The organism is Streptomyces sp. SID13031 (genome assembly GCF_010548305.1).
In the GTDB taxonomy this organism is placed as follows: domain Bacteria; phylum Actinomycetota; class Actinomycetes; order Propionibacteriales; family Kribbellaceae; genus Kribbella.
The window spans coordinates 326,935-347,886 of sequence record NZ_JAAGLV010000006.1 but is presented as its reverse complement, the minus strand read 5'-3'; the positions used below and the strand labels follow the sequence as shown (position 1 = coordinate 347,886).

General features: G+C 68.5%; 18 protein-coding genes. 16 read left to right on the top strand and 2 right to left on the bottom strand.

Translation table 11 applies throughout. The features are described 5' to 3' along the window. Window positions 1-194: 194 nt before the first annotated feature. Window positions 195-1,310: a dipeptidase gene (locus G3I17_RS15370; RefSeq protein WP_164596677.1), complete on the bottom strand. Its 1,116-nt coding sequence runs from the start codon at window positions 1,308-1,310 to the stop codon at window positions 195-197. A gap of 124 nt (window positions 1,311-1,434) precedes the next feature. On the opposite strand from G3I17_RS15370, the gene hisI reads away from it, so the two are divergent. The 13 genes from hisI to G3I17_RS15305 all read left to right on the top strand — a co-directional run bounded on the left by hisI (window position 1,435) and on the right by G3I17_RS15305 (window position 11,592). Next, window positions 1,435-1,764, top strand: a complete 330-nt coding sequence (gene hisI / locus G3I17_RS15365; RefSeq protein WP_164596676.1) for a phosphoribosyl-AMP cyclohydrolase — start codon at window positions 1,435-1,437, stop codon at window positions 1,762-1,764. Then, a complete protein-coding gene (locus G3I17_RS15360; protein WP_164596675.1) occupies window positions 1,761-3,251 on the top strand; it encodes an anthranilate synthase component I in 1,491 nt (496 codons plus the stop codon). Before hisI ends, G3I17_RS15360 begins: the two co-directional genes overlap by 4 nt. Further along, a complete protein-coding gene (locus tag G3I17_RS15355; protein WP_164596674.1) occupies window positions 3,251-3,781 on the top strand; it encodes a Trp biosynthesis-associated membrane protein in 531 nt (176 codons plus the stop codon). The genes G3I17_RS15360 and G3I17_RS15355 overlap by 1 nt, the downstream gene beginning before the upstream one ends. 55 nt (window positions 3,782-3,836) lie before the next feature. After that, window positions 3,837-4,097 (top strand): HGxxPAAW family protein, encoded by a 261-nt coding sequence (locus tag G3I17_RS15350; RefSeq protein ID WP_164596673.1) that lies wholly within the window; start codon window positions 3,837-3,839, stop codon window positions 4,095-4,097. 15 nt (window positions 4,098-4,112) lie between these two features. Further along, complete coding sequence (gene trpC, locus G3I17_RS15345; RefSeq protein WP_164596672.1) at window positions 4,113-4,919, top strand: indole-3-glycerol phosphate synthase TrpC; 807 nt, start codon at window positions 4,113-4,115, stop codon at window positions 4,917-4,919. A 51-nt stretch (window positions 4,920-4,970) separates the two neighbouring features. Beyond that, the gene (gene trpB / locus G3I17_RS15340; RefSeq protein WP_164596671.1) at window positions 4,971-6,179 is read left to right on the top strand and encodes a tryptophan synthase subunit beta; all 1,209 of its coding nucleotides are present in this window, start codon (window positions 4,971-4,973) and stop codon (window positions 6,177-6,179) included. After that, window positions 6,176-7,000: a tryptophan synthase subunit alpha gene (trpA, locus tag G3I17_RS15335; protein WP_164596670.1), complete on the top strand. Its 825-nt coding sequence runs from the start codon at window positions 6,176-6,178 to the stop codon at window positions 6,998-7,000. The genes trpB and trpA overlap by 4 nt, the downstream gene beginning before the upstream one ends. A 7-nt stretch (window positions 7,001-7,007) precedes the next feature. Beyond that, window positions 7,008-7,670, top strand: coding sequence for an SCO family protein (locus G3I17_RS15330; protein ID WP_203590213.1), 663 nt, complete (start codon window positions 7,008-7,010; stop codon window positions 7,668-7,670). Then, on the top strand, window positions 7,667-8,146 hold the full coding sequence (locus G3I17_RS15325; protein WP_164596669.1) for a MauE/DoxX family redox-associated membrane protein: 480 nt from the start codon (window positions 7,667-7,669) through the stop codon (window positions 8,144-8,146). Before G3I17_RS15330 ends, G3I17_RS15325 begins: the two co-directional genes overlap by 4 nt. A gap of 92 nt (window positions 8,147-8,238) precedes the next feature. Then, window positions 8,239-8,913, top strand: coding sequence for a thioredoxin domain-containing protein (locus G3I17_RS15320; protein WP_203590212.1), 675 nt, complete (start codon window positions 8,239-8,241; stop codon window positions 8,911-8,913). A 97-nt stretch (window positions 8,914-9,010) separates the two neighbouring features. Beyond that, window positions 9,011-10,057, top strand: a complete 1,047-nt coding sequence (lgt, locus tag G3I17_RS15315) for a prolipoprotein diacylglyceryl transferase (protein ID WP_343238320.1) — start codon at window positions 9,011-9,013, stop codon at window positions 10,055-10,057. Next, window positions 10,050-10,772, top strand: coding sequence for a VIT1/CCC1 transporter family protein (locus tag G3I17_RS15310; RefSeq protein WP_164596666.1), 723 nt, complete (start codon window positions 10,050-10,052; stop codon window positions 10,770-10,772). Before lgt ends, G3I17_RS15310 begins: the two co-directional genes overlap by 8 nt. A gap of 10 nt (window positions 10,773-10,782) precedes the next feature. Beyond that, window positions 10,783-11,592: a serine/threonine protein kinase gene (locus G3I17_RS15305; protein WP_164596665.1), complete on the top strand. Its 810-nt coding sequence runs from the start codon at window positions 10,783-10,785 to the stop codon at window positions 11,590-11,592. Here G3I17_RS15305 and G3I17_RS15300 read toward each other — a convergent pair. Continuing rightward, window positions 11,544-12,413 carry a phosphotransferase gene (locus G3I17_RS15300; RefSeq protein WP_164596664.1) on the bottom strand — a complete coding sequence of 290 codons (870 nt, stop codon included), beginning with the start codon at window positions 12,411-12,413 and terminating at the stop codon, window positions 11,544-11,546. The two genes, G3I17_RS15305 and G3I17_RS15300, sit on opposite strands and share 49 nt — an antisense overlap. A 489-nt stretch (window positions 12,414-12,902) precedes the next feature. Between G3I17_RS15300 and gltB the strand changes: the two genes are divergently transcribed. The 3 genes from gltB (at window position 12,903) to G3I17_RS15285 (ending at window position 20,905) form a co-directional block, all read left to right on the top strand. Continuing rightward, window positions 12,903-17,435, top strand: coding sequence for a glutamate synthase large subunit (gltB, locus tag G3I17_RS15295; RefSeq protein ID WP_164596663.1), 4,533 nt, complete (start codon window positions 12,903-12,905; stop codon window positions 17,433-17,435). Next, window positions 17,435-18,901: a glutamate synthase subunit beta gene (locus G3I17_RS15290; protein ID WP_164596662.1), complete on the top strand. Its 1,467-nt coding sequence runs from the start codon at window positions 17,435-17,437 to the stop codon at window positions 18,899-18,901. The genes gltB and G3I17_RS15290 overlap by 1 nt, the downstream gene beginning before the upstream one ends. Window positions 18,902-19,354: 453 nt before the next feature. After that, entirely contained in the window at window positions 19,355-20,905 is a 1,551-nt protein-coding gene (locus G3I17_RS15285) for a metallophosphoesterase (RefSeq protein WP_203590211.1), read from the top strand. Window positions 20,906-20,952: the final 47 nt, after the last annotated feature.

Below are 20,952 nucleotides of genomic sequence, written 5' to 3'. Positions count from 1 at the left end.
GCGTACTTCCGAACCCGCGGCCTCGGGGCGCGTGCTTCTGAACCCGCGGCCTCGGGGCGCGTGCTTCTGAACCCGCGGCCTCGGGTCGCGTACTTCGGAAGCCCGCCACAACAGGTCGCGTGCTTCCGAACCCGCGGCAACGGGTTGCGTGCTTTCCAGCGCGCGGCAACCGGGGCCGCGGGCTGGCGTCGGCGTTAGCCCGTGGCGGTGTCGTCTGCGGCGCGGAGTGCGCGGAGGATGTTGCCGCCGGCAAGTTTTGCGAGGTCCTCGTCGCTCCAGTTGCGGTCTGCGAGCGCGTAGAAGAGCGACGGGTACGACGCCACGTCCGGCAGCCCGACCGGGAACTCCGGGCAGCCGTCGTAGTCGCCACCGAGCCCGATGTGGTCCACCCCGGCCACCTCGCGGACGTGCTCGACGTGGGCCACCACGTCCTCCAGCGTCGCCTGCGGCTTCGGTACGTCGTACGCCGCCGCCAGTTGCTTCTGCTGCGCAGGCACCAGCGGATCCAGATCGAGCTTGCCCGCAACCTCGCGCGCACCCGCGACCCAGTCGACATACGCCTGCGAGACGAAGTACGGGACGAAGGTCACCATGCAGACGCCGTCGTTGCCGGTCAGCGTCTGCAGGACGTCGTCGGGCACGTTCCGCGGTACGTCGCAGACCGCGCGCGCCGACGAGTGGCTGAAGATCACCGGCGAGCTCGTCACCCGCAGCGCGTGCCGCATCGTGTCGGCCGAGACGTGCGACAGGTCGACCAGCATGCCGATCCGGTTCATCTCGCGGACGACGTTCTCACCGAAGTCGTTCAACCCGCCCAGTACCGGCTCATCGGTCGCCGAATCGGCCCAGGAGACGTTGTTGTTGTGCGTCAGCGTCATGTACCGCACGCCCAGGGAGCGCATCACCCGCAGTACGCCGAGCGACTCACCGATCGAGTGGCCGCCCTCCATCCCCATCAGCGAGGCGATCCGGCGCTCCTTGAAGCAGGAGTCGACGTCGTCGGCGGTCACGGCGAGCTGCAGCGCCTCGGGGAAGCGCGCCACCAGCCGGTGCACGAAGTCGAGCTGCTCGAAGGTGCGCGTCACCGCGTCAGCGTCCTGCGGCACCCACAAGGACCAGAACTGCGCCGCCACCTGGCCCAGCCGCAGCCGGGGGAGATCGGTGTTCAGCTTCGGCACCGAGATACTCAGGTCGTACTTGTCGAGGTCGTACCCGGCCAGTTCGTAGAAGGCGATCGGGAGATCGTTGTGGCCGTCGATCAGCGGATGGTCCTGCAACAGTCCCTGCACCCGGGCAACACTGGAGGTCATTGCGCCATCTTGTCAGGATTGCCCGTACCTCGCACGAGCTGCGCCAAGTGCGCCGTGAGGTCCATCAGGCGGGCGGGCGACCCGCGCGGTCACGACTGTCGGCGGAGTGCGAGACAATGAAGGTGTGGACACCGAGGAACTCACCTTCGATGCGGCGGGGCTGATCCCTGCGGTGGTGCAGCAGTACGACACGCGTGAGGTGCTGATGGTCGGCTGGATGAACGCCGAGGCCGTCCGCCGGACCGCGGAGTCGGGCCGCAGCACCTTCTGGTCGCGGAGCCGTCAGGAGTACTGGGTGAAGGGCGAGACCTCCGGGCATCGCCAGCACGTCAAGCAGATCCTCGTGGACTGCGACGCCGACACCCTGCTCGTCCTGGTCGACCAGGAAGGGCCGGCCTGCCACACGGGCACCCACAGCTGCTTCGAGCACGGTGAGATCGGGGTCAAGGCATGAACTCTCCCGACCTGGAGACCTTCCGCGACTACGCCAAGGACCGGCGCGTCATCCCGGTGACGCGCCGGCTGCTGGCCGACGCGGAGACCCCGATCGGCGTCTACGGCAAGCTTGCGGCCGAGCGCGAAGGCACCTTCCTGCTCGAGTCGGCGGAGAACGGCGGCGTCTGGTCGCGGTACTCGTTCATCGGCGTCCGCAGCGCCGCCACGCTGACCGAGCGGGACGGCCAGGCGATCTGGACCGGCAACCCGCCCGTCGGCCTGCCCCAGACCGGTGACCCGCTGCAGGCGCTTCGCGAGACGCTGGAGATCCTGCACACCCCACGCCTGCCCGACCTGCCCCCGCTGACCGGCGGCATGGTCGGTTTCCTCGGGTACGACGCCGTCCGCCGGCTGGAGAAGTTGCCGGACACAACGACCGACGACCTCGGCCTGCCCGAGCTGACCTTCCTGTTCGCGACCGATCTGGCCGCGCTCGACCACGAGACCGGCGAGATCTGGCTGATCGCGAACGCGGTCAACTGGGACGACTCCGACGAGCGCGTCGACGAGTCGTACGCCGACGCCGTCGGCCGGCTCGACGCGATGGAGCGCGACCTGGCGCAGCCGACCCCTTCGTACGTCGTCAGGGCGGATCGCCAGGCGCAGCCCGACCCGCACCGGCAGCGCTCCAGCGCGGAGTACCGGGAGGCCGTCGAGACCGCCAAGGAGGAGATCCGGGCGGGTGAGGCGTTCCAGATCGTCGTCTCCCAGCGGTTCGAGCTGCAGACGACCGCGAGCGCCCTTGACATCTACCGGGTGCTGCGCAGGTCGAACCCGAGCCCGTACATGTATCTGGTCCGCCTGGACGGCTTCGACATCGTCGGCTCCAGTCCCGAGGCGCTGGTGAAGGTCACCGACAACAAGGTGATCCTGCACCCGATCGCTGGCACCCGCCCGCGCGGCGCGACGCCGGAGGAGGACCGGGCGCTGGAGGAGGAGCTGCGCGCCGACGCCAAGGAGCGCGCCGAGCACCTGATGCTGGTCGATCTGGGCCGCAACGACGTCGGCCGGGTCTGTGCGCCGGGCACGGTCGAGGTGATCGACTTCATGGACGTCCGTCGGTACAGCCACGTGATGCACCTGGAGTCGACCGTCACCGGCCGCCTGCAGGCCGGTAAGACCGCCTTCGACGCGCTCACCGCGGCCTTCCCGGCCGGAACGTTGTCGGGGGCACCGAAACCACGCGCGATGCAGATCATCGACAAGCTCGAGGTCACCCGGCGCGGCGTCTACGGCGGCGTCGTCGGCTACCTCGACTTCGCCGGTGACGTCGACACGGCGATCGCCATCCGTACTGCGGTCCTCCGCGGCACGACGGCGTACGTCCAGGCCGGCGCGGGCATCGTCGCCGACTCGGACCCGGCCTCGGAAGACGCGGAGTGCCGGACCAAGGCCGCCGCCGTCCTGAACGCGATCGCCGTCGCAGGAACGTTCTCCGAGGTCTGATGCGCCCACAACGACTGGTAGACCTCCTGGCCGTGGTGGCGCTCGCGCTGCTGGGCACCTCGGCGTACCTGACCTGGTCGATCGCCGACCCGGGCAACGGCAGACCTCTGGTGAACTTCACCGGGTACGCCGTGACCCGTGCGCCCGTGACACTGGCGCTGGCCGGGGTGGTGGCCGTGATCGTCACCAAGCTCGCCGGTACTGCGCTGCGCCGCGTCCTGTCCGGCCTGATCGTGTTCATGGGCGCCGCAGCCGTAGGTGTGGCCCTGCAGGTGCGCCCGGACGTGGCCGAGCTGGGCAGGCTGCGCCCGGAGCTCAGCGATGCCGTCACGGACTCCGTGACGCTCAGCACCGGACCGGCGCCGTGGCTGGCGCTGGCAGGCGGCGTCGCGCTGCTCGCGGCGGGCATCGTTGCCGTGCTGACGGCGCACCGATGGCGCCGTCCGACCCTGCGCTACGAGCGAGATCCGGCCGCGACACCGGCGGATCAGTGGAAGGCGATCGACGCAGGTAAGGACCCGACGATCTGAATGTCGGAGGCTACCGCCACAATAGGACTGGACGACGAGGAGGAGTGGCCCAACGATGGACAATACGACCACGGATCAAGCGGTGACGTACGAGAGCGACGAAGCTCACGCGGGCGGCCTGCACGGCAGCACTCCGGCGGCCTGGACCGCCGTCGTGATCGTGCTGGTGGGCTTCACCCTCGGAGCCATCGCGATGGTGATGGGCCCGAACTGGCTGTTGTTCTGGATCTCGGTCGGGATCGCCGTTGCCGGCGGCCTGGTCGGCAAGGTGATGCAGCTGCTCGGCTTCGGTGCCAAGTCCAGCGACCACTCCTGACGGACGGACCGAATCATGACTGTGCTTGACGATATTCTCGCCGGGGTCCGGGAGGACCTCGCGGAGCGCCAGGCGCTGGTCAGCCTGGACGATCTGAAACTGGAGGCGCAGCGCAAGCCCGACGCCAAGGACCCGATGCCGGTGTTCCGTGGTGACGGGATCGCGATCATCGCCGAGGTGAAGCGGTCCAGCCCGTCCAAGGGCGCGCTGGCCGATATCGACGACCCGGCGGCACTCGCATCGGAGTACGCCGAGGGCGGCGCCGCCGCGATCAGCGTGCTGACCGAGAAGCGCCGCTTCGGTGGCAGCCTCGACGACCTGCGCGCCGTCCGCGGCCGGGTCGACGTGCCGGTACTGCGCAAGGACTTCGTGGTCTCCTCGTATCAGCTGTGGGAGGCCCGCGCGGCCGGTGCCGACATGATCCTGCTGATCGTCGCGGCGCTCGAGCAGGAGGCACTGGTCTCGCTGATCGAGCGGTCCACGTCGATCGGGCTGACCCCGCTGGTCGAGGTGCACGACGAGGAAGAGACCCTGCGTGCGGTGGACGCGGGGGCCCAGGTGATCGGCGTCAACAACCGCAACCTGAAGACGCTGGAGGTGGACCGCTCGACCTTCGCGCGGGTCGCGCCGGTGATCCCGACCAACCTGATCCGGGTGGCGGAGTCCGGGGTCCGGGGTCCGCATGATGTAATCGAGTTCGCGCGCGCCGGGGCCGATGTCGTCCTCGTCGGTGAAACCCTGGTGACCGGCCGCGATCCGCGGGCCTCGGTCGCCGATCTCGTCGCTGCGGGATCGCACCCCGCCATCCAGCAGCGTCACTAAAGACGTGAGAATCCCCTGCCCAGGCAGGGGAAATTCTCTGGGAGGCGAACAATGACTGCTGTGTTGCCTGACCAGCTCGGGCACTTCGGCCGCTTCGGCGGCAGGTTCATGCCGGAGGCGCTGATCGCGCCGCTCGACGAGCTGACGGCCGCCTGGCAGGAAGCGATGGCCGACCCGGCTTTCACCGGCGAGTTCGAGCGGATGCTGCACGAGTACGCCGGCGTCCCGAGCCTGCTGTACGACGCGACCCGGCTGTCCGAGGTGGCCGGTGCGCGGATCCTGCTCAAGCGCGAGGACCTGAACCACACCGGCGCGCACAAGATCCGCAACGTGCTCGGCCAGGCGCTGCTCACCAAGCGGATGGGCAAGACCCGCGTCATCGCCGAGACCGGCGCCGGCCAGCACGGCGTCGCCACGGCGACGGCCTGCGCCTACCTGGACCTCGAGTGCGTCGTCTACATGGGCGAGGTCGACACCGAGCGCCAGGCGCTGAACGTGGCCCGGATGAAGCTGCTCGGCGCCGAGGTGATCCCGGTCAAGACCGGCAGCCGGACGCTCAAGGACGCGATCAACGAGGCCCTGCGCGACTGGGTCTCCAGCGTCGACAACACCCACTATCTGCTCGGTACCGCGGCCGGCGGCCACCCGTTCCCGGCGATGGTCCGTGACTTCGTCCGGGGCATCGGCGACGAGGCCCGGGCGCAGTCGCTGGAGTTGCTCGGCCGGCTCCCCGACGCGGCGATCGCCTGCGTCGGTGGTGGTTCCAACGCGATCGGGCTGTTCGCCGCCTTCATCCCCGACGCCGACGTGAAGTTGTTCGGCATCGAGGCGGGTGGCGACGGCTACGAGACCGGTCGGCACGCGGCGACGATCACCGCGGGGCAGATCGGCGTCCTGCACGGCGCCCGGTCCTACCTGCTGCAGGACGAGGACGGCCAGACGATCGAGTCGCACTCGATCTCGGCCGGGCTGGACTACCCGGGCGTCGGCCCGGAGCACTCGTGGCTGGCGCAGACCGGGCGGGCGTCGTACCGGCCGGTGACGGATGCGGACGCGATGGAGTCGTTCCGGCTGCTCGCCCGTACCGAGGGCATCATCCCGGCGATCGAGTCGGCGCACGCGATCGCGGGCACGCTGGAGATCGCCAAAGAGCTGGGACCGGACGCGACTATCCTGGTCTGCCTGTCCGGGCGCGGTGACAAGGACATGGACACGGCCGGCGAATGGTTCGGCCTGATCGACGGGGACGGCAAGGCATGAGCGAAGTAGTTGCCTTAGGCAACGCCGGCACCGCGATCCGCAAGGCCAACGACGAAGGCCGGGCCGCGCTGGTCGGCTACCTGCCCGCTGGGTACCCGACCATCGACGGTGGCATCGACGCGATCAAGGCGCTCGTCGACGGTGGCGCCGACGTGCTCGAGATCGGCCTGCCGTACAGCGACCCGGTGATGGACGGCATCACGATCCAGCGCGCCGCCGAGATCGCGCTGGCCGGTGGGCTGCGCACCAAGGATGTACTGGCGACCGTCGAGAAGATCGCGGCGTACTCCGACGTACCGGTGCTCGTGATGACGTACTGGAACCCGATCGAGCGGTACGGCGTGGACCGGTTCGCCGTCGACCTCGCGGCGGCCGGGGGAGCGGGGCTGATCACGCCCGACCTGATCCCGGACGAAGGCGCCGAGTGGATTACGGCGGCCGACAAGAACGAGCTGGACAAGGTGTTCCTCGTCTCGCCGTCCTCGACCGAGGCGCGGATCAGGCTCACCACGGCGAACTGCCGGGGCTTCGTCTACGCGACCGCGGTGATGGGCGTCACAGGAGCCCGCGACACTGCGTCCGACCTGGCAGCGCCACTGGTGGCCCGGGCGAAGGCGGCGAGCGGCTTGCCGATCGGCGTCGGGCTCGGCGTTTCCAACGCGGACCAGGCGGCCGGCATCGCGGCGTACGCGGATGCGGTGATCGTCGGATCGGCCTTCGTCAAGGCGCTCGACGCGGGTGGCGCGGCCGGCGTACGGAAACTGACCGAAAGTCTGGCCGAAGGCGTCCGGCGGGAACCCCGCAAGCCCGTTGAGCGTTGAACCGTCCGTGAGTCGAACCAGGAACGCGGCTGTTGTGTTCGCCGCGGTGGCTCTGCTTGCCCTTGTGGGCTGCAGTGGCGGACAGAAGCAGACAGCGAACAACCCCGGCGGAGCGATCATCCGTACTCCTGCCGGGGACCCGAACGGTTTGCGTGGGGCAACCTTGGACCGGCCGTACGCGCTGCCGGCGAAGGTACTGAGCGACACGGCGGGGAACGACTTCAACCTGGTCACCTCGACCAAGAAGCCGGTCACGCTGGTCTTCTTCGGGTACACCAACTGCCCCGACGTCTGTCCGACCGTGATGGCCGACGTGGCGTCCGCGCTGACCAAGCTCGACGAGTCGGTGCGCGACCAGGTGCAGTTGCTGTTCATTACCACCGACCCGTCGCGCGACACCGGGCCGGTGATCCGCAAGTACCTGGACCGGTTCGACCCGTCCTTCGTCGGGCTGACCGGGTCACTGGGGTCGATCAAGGACATCGCCAAGGCCGTCGGCGTACCGGTCGAGGGGATGCAGAAGCTGCCGTCGGGTGGTTACGAGGTCGGTCACGGCGCGCAGGTGCTCGGCTTCGGCAAGAACGACAAGGCCGGCGTGCTCTGGCTGTCGAACGCCGCGATCGGTGACCTGGCGCACGACTTCGGCAAGCTGGTGGAGGACAACCAGTGAGACGGTGGTTTCCCTGGCTGTCGTTGGTCGCTCGTCTGGTACTCGGTGGCGTGATGCTGGTGGCCGGTGCGCTGAAGGTGACCGACCCGGAGGCCGCCACGCAGGCGGTCCGGGCCTATGAACTGCTGCCGCAGGGCTTCGACGGCATCGTCGGTCTGCTGCTGCCCTTCCTGGAGATAGGGATCGGGCTGCTGCTGATCATCGGTTACGGCGTCCGTGCGGCCGCGGTGGCGGCCGGTGTCTTCATGCTGATGTTCATCGCCGCGGTGTCGTCGGCCTGGGCCCGCGGGCTGGCGATCGACTGCGGCTGCTTCGGTGGCGGCGGTCAGGTCGCGCCCGGGCAGACGAAGTACCTGCAGGAGATCCTGCGGGACGCCGGCCTGCTGGTGCTCGCGGGATGGCTTTTCCTGAAACCGCTCAGCAAGTTCGCGCTCGAATCGGATCCGCACACCTCAACGGGAGAAGCAGCGTCGTGAGCAAGTCCAAAGGCCGTCCCGGCAATCCGCGTTCGGGCAATTCTCGTCCAGGCAATTCTCGTCCAGGCAATTCGCGCCCGGGCAATCCGCTGGTGCAGGAGAAGAAGCGCCGGGTGCCGGTCGGCTTGATCGTCGTCGTCGGTGTGGTCCTGCTCGCGATCGTCGCAGCCGTCGGCGTCGACTACTGGCGCAAGCACTCGTCGGTCGAGGTGACCACGAACGGGCGGACCGAGCCGGCGGTGATCACCGGTCCCGGCACCAGCGGCGAGGGCGTGCAGGTCGGCAAGGCGGACGCGTCGACGAACATCGACCTGTACCTCGACTTCCGCTGCCCGCACTGCGCGGAGTTCGAGGAGAAGACCGGGCCGATGCTCGACGAGCTGGTCGAGGACGGCACGGTCACCCTGACGTACTGGCCGATGACGTTCGTCAACCCGGACAACTCACCCCGGCTCGCCAACGCGTTCGCCGCGGCGGCCGCGAGCGGCAAGGCGCTGAGCTACTCCGACGAGATCTACGCCGACTTCACCAAGGCGTGGACGAACGACCAGCTGATCGAGCTGGGCAAGAAGCTCGGCATCGACGACGCGAAGTTCGAGGCGGCGATCAAGGACAACAGCTACGCGGGCTGGCTCGAGTCGGTCGGCAAGGTGGCCAACGACCGCAAGGTGGAAGGCACTCCCACCGTGTTCGTGAACGGCAAGCAGTTGCAGAGTGACCAACTGACCGTCGACGGCCTCAAAGCTGCCGTCAGCGGAGTCAGCTGACACGCTCCGTTCCCAATCGTGACCATGGGTCTGTGGTCGCGATCGGGGCGGGTCGAGTAGGGTCCCGACTGCCATGTCTAGTCTGCTGCCCGCCGTGATCGTTCCGGCGTTCATCCCCAGTCCCAGCCAGGGCGTCTGGCACCTCGGCCCGTTGCCGCTGCGTGCTTACGCCATCTGCATCCTGATCGGCATCTTCGCCGGCTACTGGCTGGGCCGCCGGCGGTGGGTCGCCCGCGGCGGCTCGCCCGAGGTGCTCGCCGACATCATCATGTGGGCGGTGCCGTTCGGCCTGGTCGGCGCCCGGATCTACCACGTGATCACCGACGCCGAGCTGTACTTCGGCGAGGGCAAGCACCCGATCGACGCGCTGAAGATCTGGCACGGCGGGCTCGGCATCTGGGGCGCGGTCGGCTTCGGCTGCCTCGGCGCCTGGATCGCCTGCCGCCGCCACAAGGTGCCGTTCCTGGCCGTCGCCGATGTGATGGCGCCCGGGATCGCGCTGGCCCAGGTGATCGGGCGGTTCGGGAACTACTTCAACCAGGAGCTGTTCGGTCGCCCGACGAACCACTGGTGGGGCCTGGAGATCGACCCGGCGCACCGCCCCGACGGTTTCGCGGACTTCGGCACCTTCCACCCGACCTTCCTGTACGAAGCCATCTGGAACCTGGGCGTGATCGCCCTGGTGATCCTGGCCGGCCGCCGCTTCAAGCTGGGCCACGGCCGTGCCTTCGCCCTGTACGTCGCCGGCTACACCGCCGGTCGCGCCTGGATCGAGAACCTCCGCATCGACACCGTCAACGAGTTCGCCGGCCTCCGGCTGAACGTCTGGACGTCGATGATCATGTTCGTCCTCGCAGTAGCCTTCTTCATCCTCAGCGCCAAACTAAAACCCGGCCAAGAAGACATCACCCTCGTACCAGCGACGGACGCTGCCTCCGCAGCCACTGCTGAGGCCTCCAACCCCGCCGCCGGCGAACCCTCGCCGGCCTCGTCCCCGGCGGATGCTGACAAGCCGGCCCAGGACGCCGACGAGACGGCTCCGGTCGTCGAGGAGACCGGGCCGCACAGCCCGGTGCCGGACGCAGACGCGGGCGCGGACGTGGACGCGACGAAGGTCGAGTCCACCGACGGGCCTCGTGACTGAATCGTCCACTTCCGCTGAGTATTCCGGTGATCACACCCACCGGGATGTCACCGGCGGCTGGCTGCGCCCGGCGGTCTTCGGCGCGATGGACGGCCTGGTCTCCAACTTCGCCCTGATCGCCGGTATGGACGGCGGCACGGACAGCGGCTCGAACTTCATCGTCCTCGCCGGGCTGGCCGGCCTGGCAGCGGGCGCATTCTCGATGGCGGCGGGGGAGTACACCTCCGTCGCCTCGCAGCGGGAACTGGCCCGCGCCGAGATCGAGGTCGAGCGCCGCGCGATCCAGCGGCACCCGACCGACGAGGAACGCGAGCTCTCCGAGACGTACCAGCAGAAGGGTCTAGACCCAGAGCTGGCCGACAAGGTCGCGCAGCAATTCCACGCCGACCCCGAGCAGGCCCTCGAGGAACACGTTCGCGAAGAGCTGGGCATCGACCCCAACGACCTACCCTCACCAGTCGTCGCCGCAGGTTCGTCCTTCGTCTGCTTCGCCGTAGGCGCCCTGATTCCACTCCTGCCGTACCTCCTCGGCGCCTCTTCAGTGCTCCCCTCCCTGATCATGTCCCTCACCGCCCTTTTCATCTGCGGCGCCGTAGTCAGCCGGGTAACCAGCCGCTCCTGGTGGTACTCCGGTCTCCGCCAACTGATCCTCGGCGGCACCGCAGCAGCCCTCACCTACTTCGTCGGCACCCTGGTCGGCCCCGGCATCGGCTAGTGTCGTGTGGGTGTTTCCTGCGGCGATTGATGAGCGGCCAGATCTCTTTGTCCAGCAGTTCGGTCAGGTGTTCGCGCGCTTCGGCGCCAACACCCAGGACTCGGGCAATGTCTCGTACGGCGTAGAGGTGGCCGGGCAGCGGTTCTTCCTGAAGACCGCGGGGGATCCGGCCGATCCCGAGCCGTTCGCCAAGTTCGAGCGGCGCGAGGCTGGCCTGCGCAACGCGGCCCGGCTGGCCGAGGCGGTCAGCCATCCGTTGTTGCCGGAGTACCACGGGTTGATCGAGTCGCCCGCGGGTCCGTTGCTCGTCTACGAATGGCGGGATGGGGAGCACCTCGGCACGCGGCAAGATGATCCGGCGAGCGCGTTCCAGCGGTTTCGAGCGCTGTCTGTCGAGCAGATCGCCACAGCCCTCGACCAGCTCTTTGATCTGCATGATCTGCTCAACACGCAGGGCTGGGTCGAGGGTGACTTCTACGACGGCTCGCTGCTGTACGACTTCGGCACCCGGCAGCTCACCGCGATGGATCTCGACGACTACCAACTCGGTGCCTACCGCAACGACATGGGCCGGATGTTCGGCTCGAGCCGGTTCATGGCGCCCGAGGAGCTCTCGCTCGGCGCTCCGATCGACGACCGTACGACCGCCTTCGTGATGGCGCGCACCGCCCTGGTCTTCCTCGCCGACGGCACTCTCGACCGGCCGGCCTTCAAAGGCTCCGACGCCCTGTACGCCGTACTGCAGGAAGCCGTCACCACCCGCTTCCCCAGCTACCCGGCCTTCCACGCAGCCTGGCGAGCAGCCTCCTCGACCACCTGAGCCAACCGCTCCAGCCGCTCCAGGTAATCACCCGGCTCGACCTGCCTCAGCGACCAAGCGGCCCGGGCCACCACGGTGATCGCAGCCGTGAGCACCGCGCCCCGCCGTACGGCCTCAACTGGCCAAGCCGACCGGCTCCCGGCCTGAAAAGCGGGCAGCAACACGTCGATCGGTGCGGGAGTGGAGACCACCAGATAGGCGAGGTCAAAGCCCACCGGCCCGACCCCGAACTGCTCCCAGTCGACCGCGATCACCTCATCACCCTCACACCCGAGCAGATTCACCGGATGCGCGTCCCCATGCACCACCTGCTGCGGCAGCGCATCAAGCTCATCCATCAACTCGTACCGCCTGGCCCACAGCGCTTCGCAATCCCGGCGAAGCCCCACCGGCAACCGATCCTCCCCGGCCAACGGCGCCCAGCCGTCCCCCTGCTCGTCATTGGCCAGCCGATCCCGCAGAATCCGCCGCGCGAACCACTCGGTCGGCACCATCGAATTCAACCCAAACCGCCCGACCGCCGCCGCCAGCTCCTCAGGCGCGATCGCCACCGGCGAAACCGCCACACTCCACACCGTCACCCCATCGGGATCGCTGTCCACCTTCACACACCGCGGCGCCCGCACCCCCGCCGTCCCCTCCACCAGCCCACTACTAGCCACCTCAGCCGGCCGCCGCCAGTACGCGTAGTGATCGGGCCGCTCAACCCCCGGCAACAACCGCTTGGCCACCAACCCGCCAGGCGTCAGCCACACCCCACCGTTGGACACCCCGGTCCCCGCGGTAAGCGCAACCCAGTCGTCCTCCGGCTCCCAGTGCATCCCACCAGATCTACCACCTGACCCCAGGCTCTCCCCAGCGACCCCACCGTCCCTCGCGCCCGGGGCGTGGGCTGTGCCGACCGACAGGACATAGTCGGCGATCGGTCGGGAGGTCAGGCTTGCTGAGGTGATGGGAGGGGGCGGTAGGAGGACTATGTCCTGTCGGTCGGGACGCTATGCGGCGGCTCCGGTGATGGCGGGGTGCAGAGCGATCAGGTTCAGTGGATGGGCGTCGCCGTGGGCGGGGAGCGGTTGCCAGTTGGCTTTCGGAACGAAGTTCAGCACCCAGATTTAACCCCGTGGTGTCACCATGGGTAGACAACGGAGTGAGCGCTTGCTTACGCGGTGTGATTGTGGACTGTGAAAGGCGCTCGGACGGTGGAATGTCTGTCCACCTGTCGGGCGTCATGAGGTAGTCTCGGGACTCCCGGCTTGGGCCAGTGTTGTCCCGCGGCCAGTTGTTGACCGTAGGACGACGGGAGCCCCTGAATGTATGGTCGCGCCCCCCTTTCGCAGAGGCCTAGCGAGGGTCTGTACGACGGACGCCACGAGCACGACGCGTGTGGTGTCGCCTTCGTCGCAACCCTGACCGGTGAACCGAGCCACGACATCGTGGCCAAGGCTCTGACCGCCCTGCGCAACCTGGAGCATCGTGGTGCCTCGGGTGCCGAGCCGGACTCCGGTGACGGCGCCGGCATCCTGATCCAGATCCCGGACGCGTACTACCGCAAGGTGTGCGACTTCGAGCTACCCGTCGCACGCAGCTACGCGACCGGTATCGCCTTCCTGCCGCAGGATCCCGACGACGCGAACAAGGCCGTCGCGCGGATCGAAGAGCTGGCCGCCGAGGAGAACCTGACCGTCCTGGGCTGGCGCGAGATGCCGACCACACCCGATCTGCTGGGCTCCACCGCGCGTTCGGTGATGCCGGTCTTCCGCCAACTGTTCGTGACGGCCAAGGCCGGTCGTGTGCTCGGCCTGGCGCTGGAGCGGATGGCCTTCCGGCTGCGCAAGCGCGCCGAGAAGGAGACGGAGACCTACTTCCCGTCGCTGTCGGGCCGCACCATCACCTACAAGGGGATGCTGACCACCGACCAGCTGGACAAGTTCTTCCCCGAGCTGACCGACCCCGACCTCGCCTCGGCGATCGGCGTCGTGCACTCGCGCTTCTCCACCAACACGTTCCCGTCCTGGCCGCTGGCCCACCCGTACCGGTACATCGCCCACAACGGCGAGATCAACACCGTGCAGGGCAACCGGAACTGGATGCGCGCCCGAGAAGCCCTGCTCGCCAGCGACCTGATCCCGGGTGATCTGGAGCAGCTCTACCCGATCTGTACGCCGGGAGCCTCCGACTCCGCCTCGTTCGACGAGGTGCTGGAACTTCTCCACCTGGGCGGCCGGTCGCTGCCGCACGCGATGCTGATGATGATCCCGGAGGCGTGGGAGAACGCCACCACGATGGACTCCAAGCGCCGTGCGTTCTACGAGTTCCACTCCACCGTGATGGAGCCCTGGGACGGACCCGCGTCGGTCGTCTTCTCCGACGGCACCAAGGTCGGCGCGGTCCTCGACCGCAACGGTCTGCGCCCCTCCCGGTACTGGGTCACCGACGACGGTCTCGTCGTCCTGGCCTCCGAGGCGGGCGTCCTCGACATCGACCCCGCGACCGTGGTCCAGAAGGGCCGGCTCGAGCCGGGCAAGATCTTCCTGGTCGACGTCGAGGGCCACCGGATCATCACCGACAACGAGGTGAAGTCGGCGCTGGCCGCCGAGAACCCGTACGACGAGTGGCTGCACGCCGGCCTGATCCGGTTCGGCGACCTGCACGAGCGTGAGCACGTCGTGCACAGCCACGCCTCGGTCTCCCGTCGCCAGCAGGTGTTCGGCTACACCGAGGAAGAGCTGCGCGTGCTGCTCACCCCGATGGCCAAGCTGGGCACGGAGCCGATCGGCTCGATGGGCACCGATACCCCGATCGCGATCCTGAGTGAGCGGCCGCGGCTGCTGTTCGACTACTTCGCCCAGCTGTTCGCCCAGGTCACCAACCCGCCGCTGGACGCGATCCGCGAGGAGCTCGTCACCTCGCTGTCCTCGTCGCTGGGGCCGGAGGCGAACCTGCTCGACCCGAGCCCGACGTCGTGCCGTCAGGTGGTGCTGCCGTTCCCGGTGATCACCAACGACGAGCTCGCCAAGCTGCGCCACATCAACCTGGACGGCGATCTGCCCGGCCTGGCCACGACCGTGCTGCGCGGTCACTACGTGGTCGAGGGCGGTGGCGCGTCGCTCAAGGCCCGGCTCGACGAGATCTGCGCGGAAGCCGATGCGGCGATTGCTCAAGGCGCCCGGATCCTGGTGCTGTCCGACCGCCACTCCAACGCCGAGAACGCGCCGATCCCGTCGCTGCTGCTGACCGGCGCGGTTCATCACCACCTGGTGAGGGAGAAGACCCGTACGCAGGTCGGTCTGGTGGTCGAGGCCGGCGACGTCCGTGAGGTCCACCACGTCGCCCTGCTGATGGGGTACGGCGCCGCCGGCGTCAACCCGTACCTCGCGCTGGAGTCCGTCGAGGACCTCTGCCGCCAGGGCACGTACCTGCCCGGTCTCGAGCCCGAGCAGGCCGTCCGCAACCTGGTGAAGTCGCTGGGCAAGGGCGTGCTCAAGGTGATGTCCAAGATGGGCGTCTCCACCGTCGCGTCGTACACGGGCGCGCAGATCTTCGAGGCCAACGGCCTGGCCCCGGACCTGGTCGACGAGTACTTCACCGGTACTTCCTCCAAGCTCGGCGGGATCGGGCTCGACGTCATCGCCGAGGAGGTCAGGCGCCGGCACCTGAAGGCGTACCCGGCCGACGGCATCCTCGCCGCACACCGCACGCTGGAGGTCGGCGGCGAGTACCAGTGGCGCCGTGAGGGCGAGCAGCACCTGTTCGACCCCGAGACCGTGTTCCGGCTGCAGCACTCGACCCGCAGCGGCCGGTACGACATCTTCAAGCAGTACACGTCCCGCGTCGACGAGCAGTCCGAGCGGCTGATGACGCTGCGCGGGCTGTTCACCTTCAACTCGGGTCGCGAGCCGATCGGCATCGACGAGGTCGAGCCGGTTACCGCGATCGTCAAGCGGTTCTCGACCGGTGCGATGAGCTACGGCTCGATCAGCGCCGAGGCGCACACCACGCTCGCCATCGCGATGAACCGGCTCGGCGGCAAGTCGAACACCGGTGAGGGCGGCGAGGACTCCGACCGGCTGCACGACCCGGAGCGGCGGAGCTCCATCAAGCAGGTCGCGTCGGGGCGCTTCGGCGTCACCTCGGAGTACCTGACGAACTCCGACGACATCCAGATCAAGATGGCGCAGGGCGCGAAGCCCGGTGAAGGTGGTCAGCTGCCGGGGCACAAGGTGTACCCGTGGGTGGCCAGCACTCGGCACTCCACGCCGGGCGTCGGCCTGATCTCGCCGCCGCCGCACCACGACATCTACTCGATCGAGGATCTCGCCCAGCTGATCCACGACCTGAAGAACGCCAACCCGCTGGCCCGGATCCACGTGAAGCTCGTCTCCGAGGTCGGGGTCGGGACGATCGCGGCCGGCGTCAGCAAGGCGCACGCGGACGTCGTACTGATCTCCGGGCACGACGGTGGTACCGGTGCTGCTCCCTTGACGTCGCTGAAGCACGCGGGTGGACCATGGGAGCTCGGCCTCGCCGAGACCCAGCAGACCCTGCTGCTCAACGGTCTGCGCGACCGGATCGTCGTCCAGACCGACGGCCAGCTCAAGACCGGTCGGGATGTCGTCATCGCGGCACTGCTCGGCGCTGAGGAGTATGGCTTCGCCACGGCTCCGCTGGTCGTCTCGGGCTGCATCATGATGCGCGTCTGCCACCTGGACACCTGCCCGGTCGGCGTCGCGACCCAGAACCCGGTACTGCGGGAGCGGTTCGCGGGCAAGCCCGAATTCGTCGTCAACTTCTTCGAGTTCATCGCGGAGGAGGTCCGGGAGTACCTGGCCGAGCTGGGATTCCGGACGCTCGACGAGGCGATCGGGCACGCCGAAGCGCTGGACATCCGGCGTGCGGTCGACCACTGGAAGGCCGACGGGCTCGACCTGTCGCCGATCCTGCACGTGCCCTCGCTGCCGGAGGGCGCCTCGCGGCATCAGACCATCACGCAGGACCACGGGCTCGACAAGGCGCTCGACAACGAGCTGATCCGGATCTGCGCACCGGCCATCGACAACGGCGAGCCGGTCCGGGCGCAACTGGCGATCCGGAACGTGAACCGGACCGTCGGCACCATGCTCGGCAACGCGATCACCAAGAAGTACCGTGCCGCCGGCCTGCCCGACGGCACGATCGACCTGACCTTCACGGGGTCGGCCGGCAACTCGTTCGCCGCCTTCGTACCGCGCGGTGTCACCCTCCGGCTGGAGGGCGATGCCAACGACTACGTCGGCAAGGGACTGTCCGGTGGGCGGGTGGTGATCCGTCCGGACCGCAACGCGCGGTTCGACGCGGCCGACCAGATCATCGCCGGCAACGTCATCGCGTACGGCGCGACGTCGGGTGAACTGTTCATCAATGGTGGCGCAGGGCAACGGTTCTGTGTCCGGAATTCCGGCGCCACCGCCGTGGTCGAGGCAGTCGGCGACCACGCCTGCGAGTACATGACGGGTGGTCGCGTCGTCGTCATCGGCGCGGTCGGCCGGAATTTCGCGGCAGGTATGTCGGGCGGCGTGGCCCACGTGCTCGATCTGGACCGCGCGCTGGTGAACCCGGAGCTGGTCGACCTGCTCCCGCTCACCGAGGCGGAGGCCGAGTTGTTGCAGGACCTGGTCCGCAGGCACCACGAGGAGACCGGTTCGGAGCGGGCGGCCAAGCTGCTCGGCGACTGGCAAGCGGCCGCTTCTCGATTCACCACGGTGATGCCCCGTGACTACGCCCGAGTTCTGGCAGCCAAGGCGGCTGCCGAACGCGACGGGCTCGACGAGGACGCCACCACGCGAGCGATGATGGAGGCCATCTGATGGCTGACCCGAAGGGATTCCTCACCACCCAGCGCGAGGTCGCGGACCGTCGCCCGGTCGAGGAACGCAAACAGGACTGGAAAGAGGTCTACCCCGGTGGGGCCGGCAAGGCGCTGCTGCCGATCATCAGCAAGCAGGCGGGCCGCTGCATGGACTGCGGCATCCCGTTCTGCCACTCCGGCTGCCCGCTGGGCAACCTGATCCCGGAGTGGAACGACCTGGTCTGGCGCGACGACTGGACCGGCGCGATCGAGCGGCTGCACGCGACCAACAACTTCCCGGAGTTCACCGGGCGGCTGTGCCCGGCGCCGTGTGAGCCGGCCTGCGTGCTCGGCATCAACCAGGAACCGGTCACGATCAAGAACGTCGAGGTCGCGATCATCGACAAGGCCTGGGAGTCGGGCGACGTCCAGCCCCAGCCGCCGGAGTGGTTGACCGGCAAGACGATCGCGGTCGTCGGCTCGGGCCCGGCCGGGCTCGCCGTCGCGCAGCAGTTGACTCGCGCGGGTCATACCGTCGCCGTCTACGAACGCGCCTCGGCGCCGGGCGGGCTGCTGCGGTTCGGTATCCCGGAATTTAAAATGGAGAAGATCCAGGTCGAGCGCCGGATCCAGCAGATGAAGGAAGAGGGCACGGTCTTCCGCTCCGGCGTCAACGTCGGCGCGGACGTCACCGGGACCCAGCTCAAGCAGCGGTACGACGCGGTCGTGATCGCCACCGGCGCCACCGCCGCCCGGGATCTGCCGGTGCCGGGTCGCGAGTTCGGCGGCATCCACCAGGCGATGGAGTACTTGCCGCAGGCGAACAAGGTCGCGCTGGGGGAGACGGTCGAGGACCAGATCGTTGCCACCGGCAAAGACGTCGTGATCATCGGTGGCGGTGACACCGGCGCCGACTGCCTCGGTACTGCGCATCGCCAGGGCGCTCGCAGCGTCACCCAACTGGAGATCATGCCGCGCCCCACCGAGGAGCGGCCGGCCGGACAGCCGTGGCCGACATACCCGATGATCTACCGGGTCGCCTCCGCGCACGAGGAGGGTGGCGAGCGGGTCTACGCGGTCTCGACCAACAACTTCGTCGCGGATGCCGACGGCAAGGTTTCCGGTCTGGACCTGGTCGAGGTCGAGCTCGTCGAAGGCCGCTTCACGCCGGTCGCCGGCAGCGAGCGAACCATCCCCGCGCAGCTGGTCCTGCTCGCGATGGGCTTCCTGGGCCCAGAAAAGGAAGGCTTCCTCGAACAGTTGGGCGTAGAGCTGGACGAGCGCGGCAACGTCAAACGAGACAAGACCTACCAAACCTCAGTAACCGGAGTCTTCGCCTGCGGCGACGCCGGCCGAGGCCAGTCCCTGATCGTCTGGGCCATAGCCGAAGGCCGCTCCTGCGCCGCCGGCGTAGACGCCCACCTAACCGGCTCCTCAACCCTCCCCACCCCCATTCCCCCCACGGCACGGCCCCTCGTCGTCTAACAGTGATGCCGTGCACGGCTCGCGACGCCCACTCCGCTTCGCTTCGCCGGCTGCATCGCTGTTGGACGCGGCGCTGGCGAGGCGAGCGCGATGCCGGCCGGCGAGCGGACTGCTGGGGGTGAGCGGGGATGTTGCTAGCGAGTGGAGTGCGAGCGGGTCTGTTGCTAGGGAGTGGAGTGCGAGCGCGGTGCAGGCGGGGTGGGCGGCGTGTAGTGCCGCCTCAACGGACGAACCCGCGCGTGCCTACACCGCCAACACCAACTGCTTTCAGGCAGTGCTTTTCGCCCGGGGGATTGGTTGTGCTCAGGCAATCAACCTGGATCTGGGCGAAAAGTGCTGGCTGGAAGCTAACCCACACCTCACCACCCAGATCGCGGCAGCAAGCCCCCGCAGTACAACCTCAACCGCGCGCCGAGATGCACCCGTTTGACCCGGCGCAATAGGTTGGAGCCTGTGTTTCGACGGCTGGTGACCAAGGCCCGGTTCCGCAAAGCGGCGCCATGGGCCGGGCTGGTTCTGCTCTGGCTGCTGGTCTCGGTCTCGGTCGGGCTACTCGGCTTCACCAACGACTCCGAGCGCGTCACGATCGGCGCGCACGCCGCGAACGTCTCACCCACCTTCGACGGCCACGTCACCCTCGACCTCGGCGCCGTCCTGCCGCGGCTGCGCCTGCAAACCGACCTTCCCGCGGATTTCGGCATCAACATCGACATCCAGGAAACAGACGCCGACAACCTCACCGAGTTACTCAACCGCGACGCCCTGATCGCCTCCCAGCCCGACGGTGAGATCGCCCGGATCCTCCAGGTGCTCCAGGAGATGGCCATCGACAACGCGGTCGCCGGCGCGGGCGCCGGCCTACTCGTGGCGGTCGTCGTCGCGACCGCCTGGGCGACGGTCGGCCCCCGGCGCCGGCGCGAGCTCTGGACGGCGCTGCACAACTCCGAACGCCGCGTGCAGCACCGCGCAATCGTCGTCCTCGTGGCGATGCTGATCACGATCGCGTCGATCTTCGGCCCGGCCCGGATGCGCACGCCCGAGACGACGCCGACCGAGTGGCAGCCGCTGTCGAAACTGCTACCGGAGCTGTCCTTCGACGATCGGCTGAAGAGCGTCGAGGTCGCGTCAGGCTTCTCCACCACCGGCGGGGTCGGCGTGATCCGGACCGCGGTCGAGACCTACGAGCGGTCCACCGACTTCTACGGCCAGCTCCGCGACCGAGTCAGCCGGGTCGGCGGCCGGATCCATCAGGCAGCCGACGGGGAGACCATCGCGCTGCTCGTGTCGGACCGGCACGACAACATCGGGATGGACCCGTTCGCCGCCGAGGTCGGCAAGGTGGCCGGCGCGAAGATCCTGATCGACGCCGGTGACGACTCGTCCTCGGGGCAGGCGTGGGAGGTGTTCAGCATCAACTCGCTCGCCGAGCACTTCAAGGACCTCAAGGTGGTCGCGGTCGCGGGCAACCACGACGCCGGCGGCCATATCGAGGACGCGATGCGCAAGAACAAGTTCACCGTGCTGGACAGCAAGCCGGTCGAGGTCGAGGGGATCCGGTTCCTGGGCGACAGCGACCCGACCCGGACCGGCCTCGGCAGCGCCGACGAGAAGGGCGACGAGACCACGGCCGACCAGTCCAAGCGGCTGTCCGACGTGGCCTGCGACCAGCCCGAGGACAAACGGATCTCGACCTTCGTCGTGCACGACCCGGCGTCCTTCCAGGACACCGCGAACCGGGGGTGCGCGTCGCTGCTGCTCTCGGGTCACCTGCATCGCCAGGTCGGGCCGGAGACGAAGATCATCGGCGGCAGGGCGGTCACCACCTTCACCAACGGGACCACCGGCGGAGCGGCGTACGCGTTCGCCCTCGGATACACCCTGAGGCGGCCTGGTGAGGTCACTCTGGTCACCTACGTGAAGGGTCAGCCGGTCGGCCTGCAGACCGTCACGGCGGAGCTGACGGGCGAGGTCACGGTCGGCGTGTACAAGCCGCTCGCGTCCTGATACAAGTTGTTAACCCACCAGTAACGGGGGCGGACCAGCGGCACAGT

Bases quoted from the DNA above. Each gene is read 5' to 3' on its own strand.
- G3I17_RS15370 (WP_164596677.1), bottom strand. From the start codon at position 1,310: ATGACCTCCAGTGTTGCCCGGGTGCAGGGACTGTTGCAGGACCATCCG.
- G3I17_RS15360 (WP_164596675.1), top strand. From the start codon at position 1,761: ATGAACTCTCCCGACCTGGAGACCTTCCGCGACTACGCCAAGGACCGG.
- G3I17_RS15355 (WP_164596674.1), top strand. From the start codon at position 3,251: ATGCGCCCACAACGACTGGTAGACCTCCTGGCCGTGGTGGCGCTCGCG.
- G3I17_RS15350 (WP_164596673.1), top strand. From the start codon at position 3,837: ATGGACAATACGACCACGGATCAAGCGGTGACGTACGAGAGCGACGAA.
- trpC (WP_164596672.1), top strand. From the start codon at position 4,113: ATGACTGTGCTTGACGATATTCTCGCCGGGGTCCGGGAGGACCTCGCG.
- trpB (WP_164596671.1), top strand. From the start codon at position 4,971: ATGACTGCTGTGTTGCCTGACCAGCTCGGGCACTTCGGCCGCTTCGGC.
- trpA (WP_164596670.1), top strand. From the start codon at position 6,176: ATGAGCGAAGTAGTTGCCTTAGGCAACGCCGGCACCGCGATCCGCAAG.
- G3I17_RS15300 (WP_164596664.1), bottom strand. From the start codon at position 12,413: ATGCACTGGGAGCCGGAGGACGACTGGGTTGCGCTTACCGCGGGGACC.
- gltB (WP_164596663.1), top strand. From the start codon at position 12,903: ATGTATGGTCGCGCCCCCCTTTCGCAGAGGCCTAGCGAGGGTCTGTAC.
- G3I17_RS15290 (WP_164596662.1), top strand. From the start codon at position 17,435: ATGGCTGACCCGAAGGGATTCCTCACCACCCAGCGCGAGGTCGCGGAC.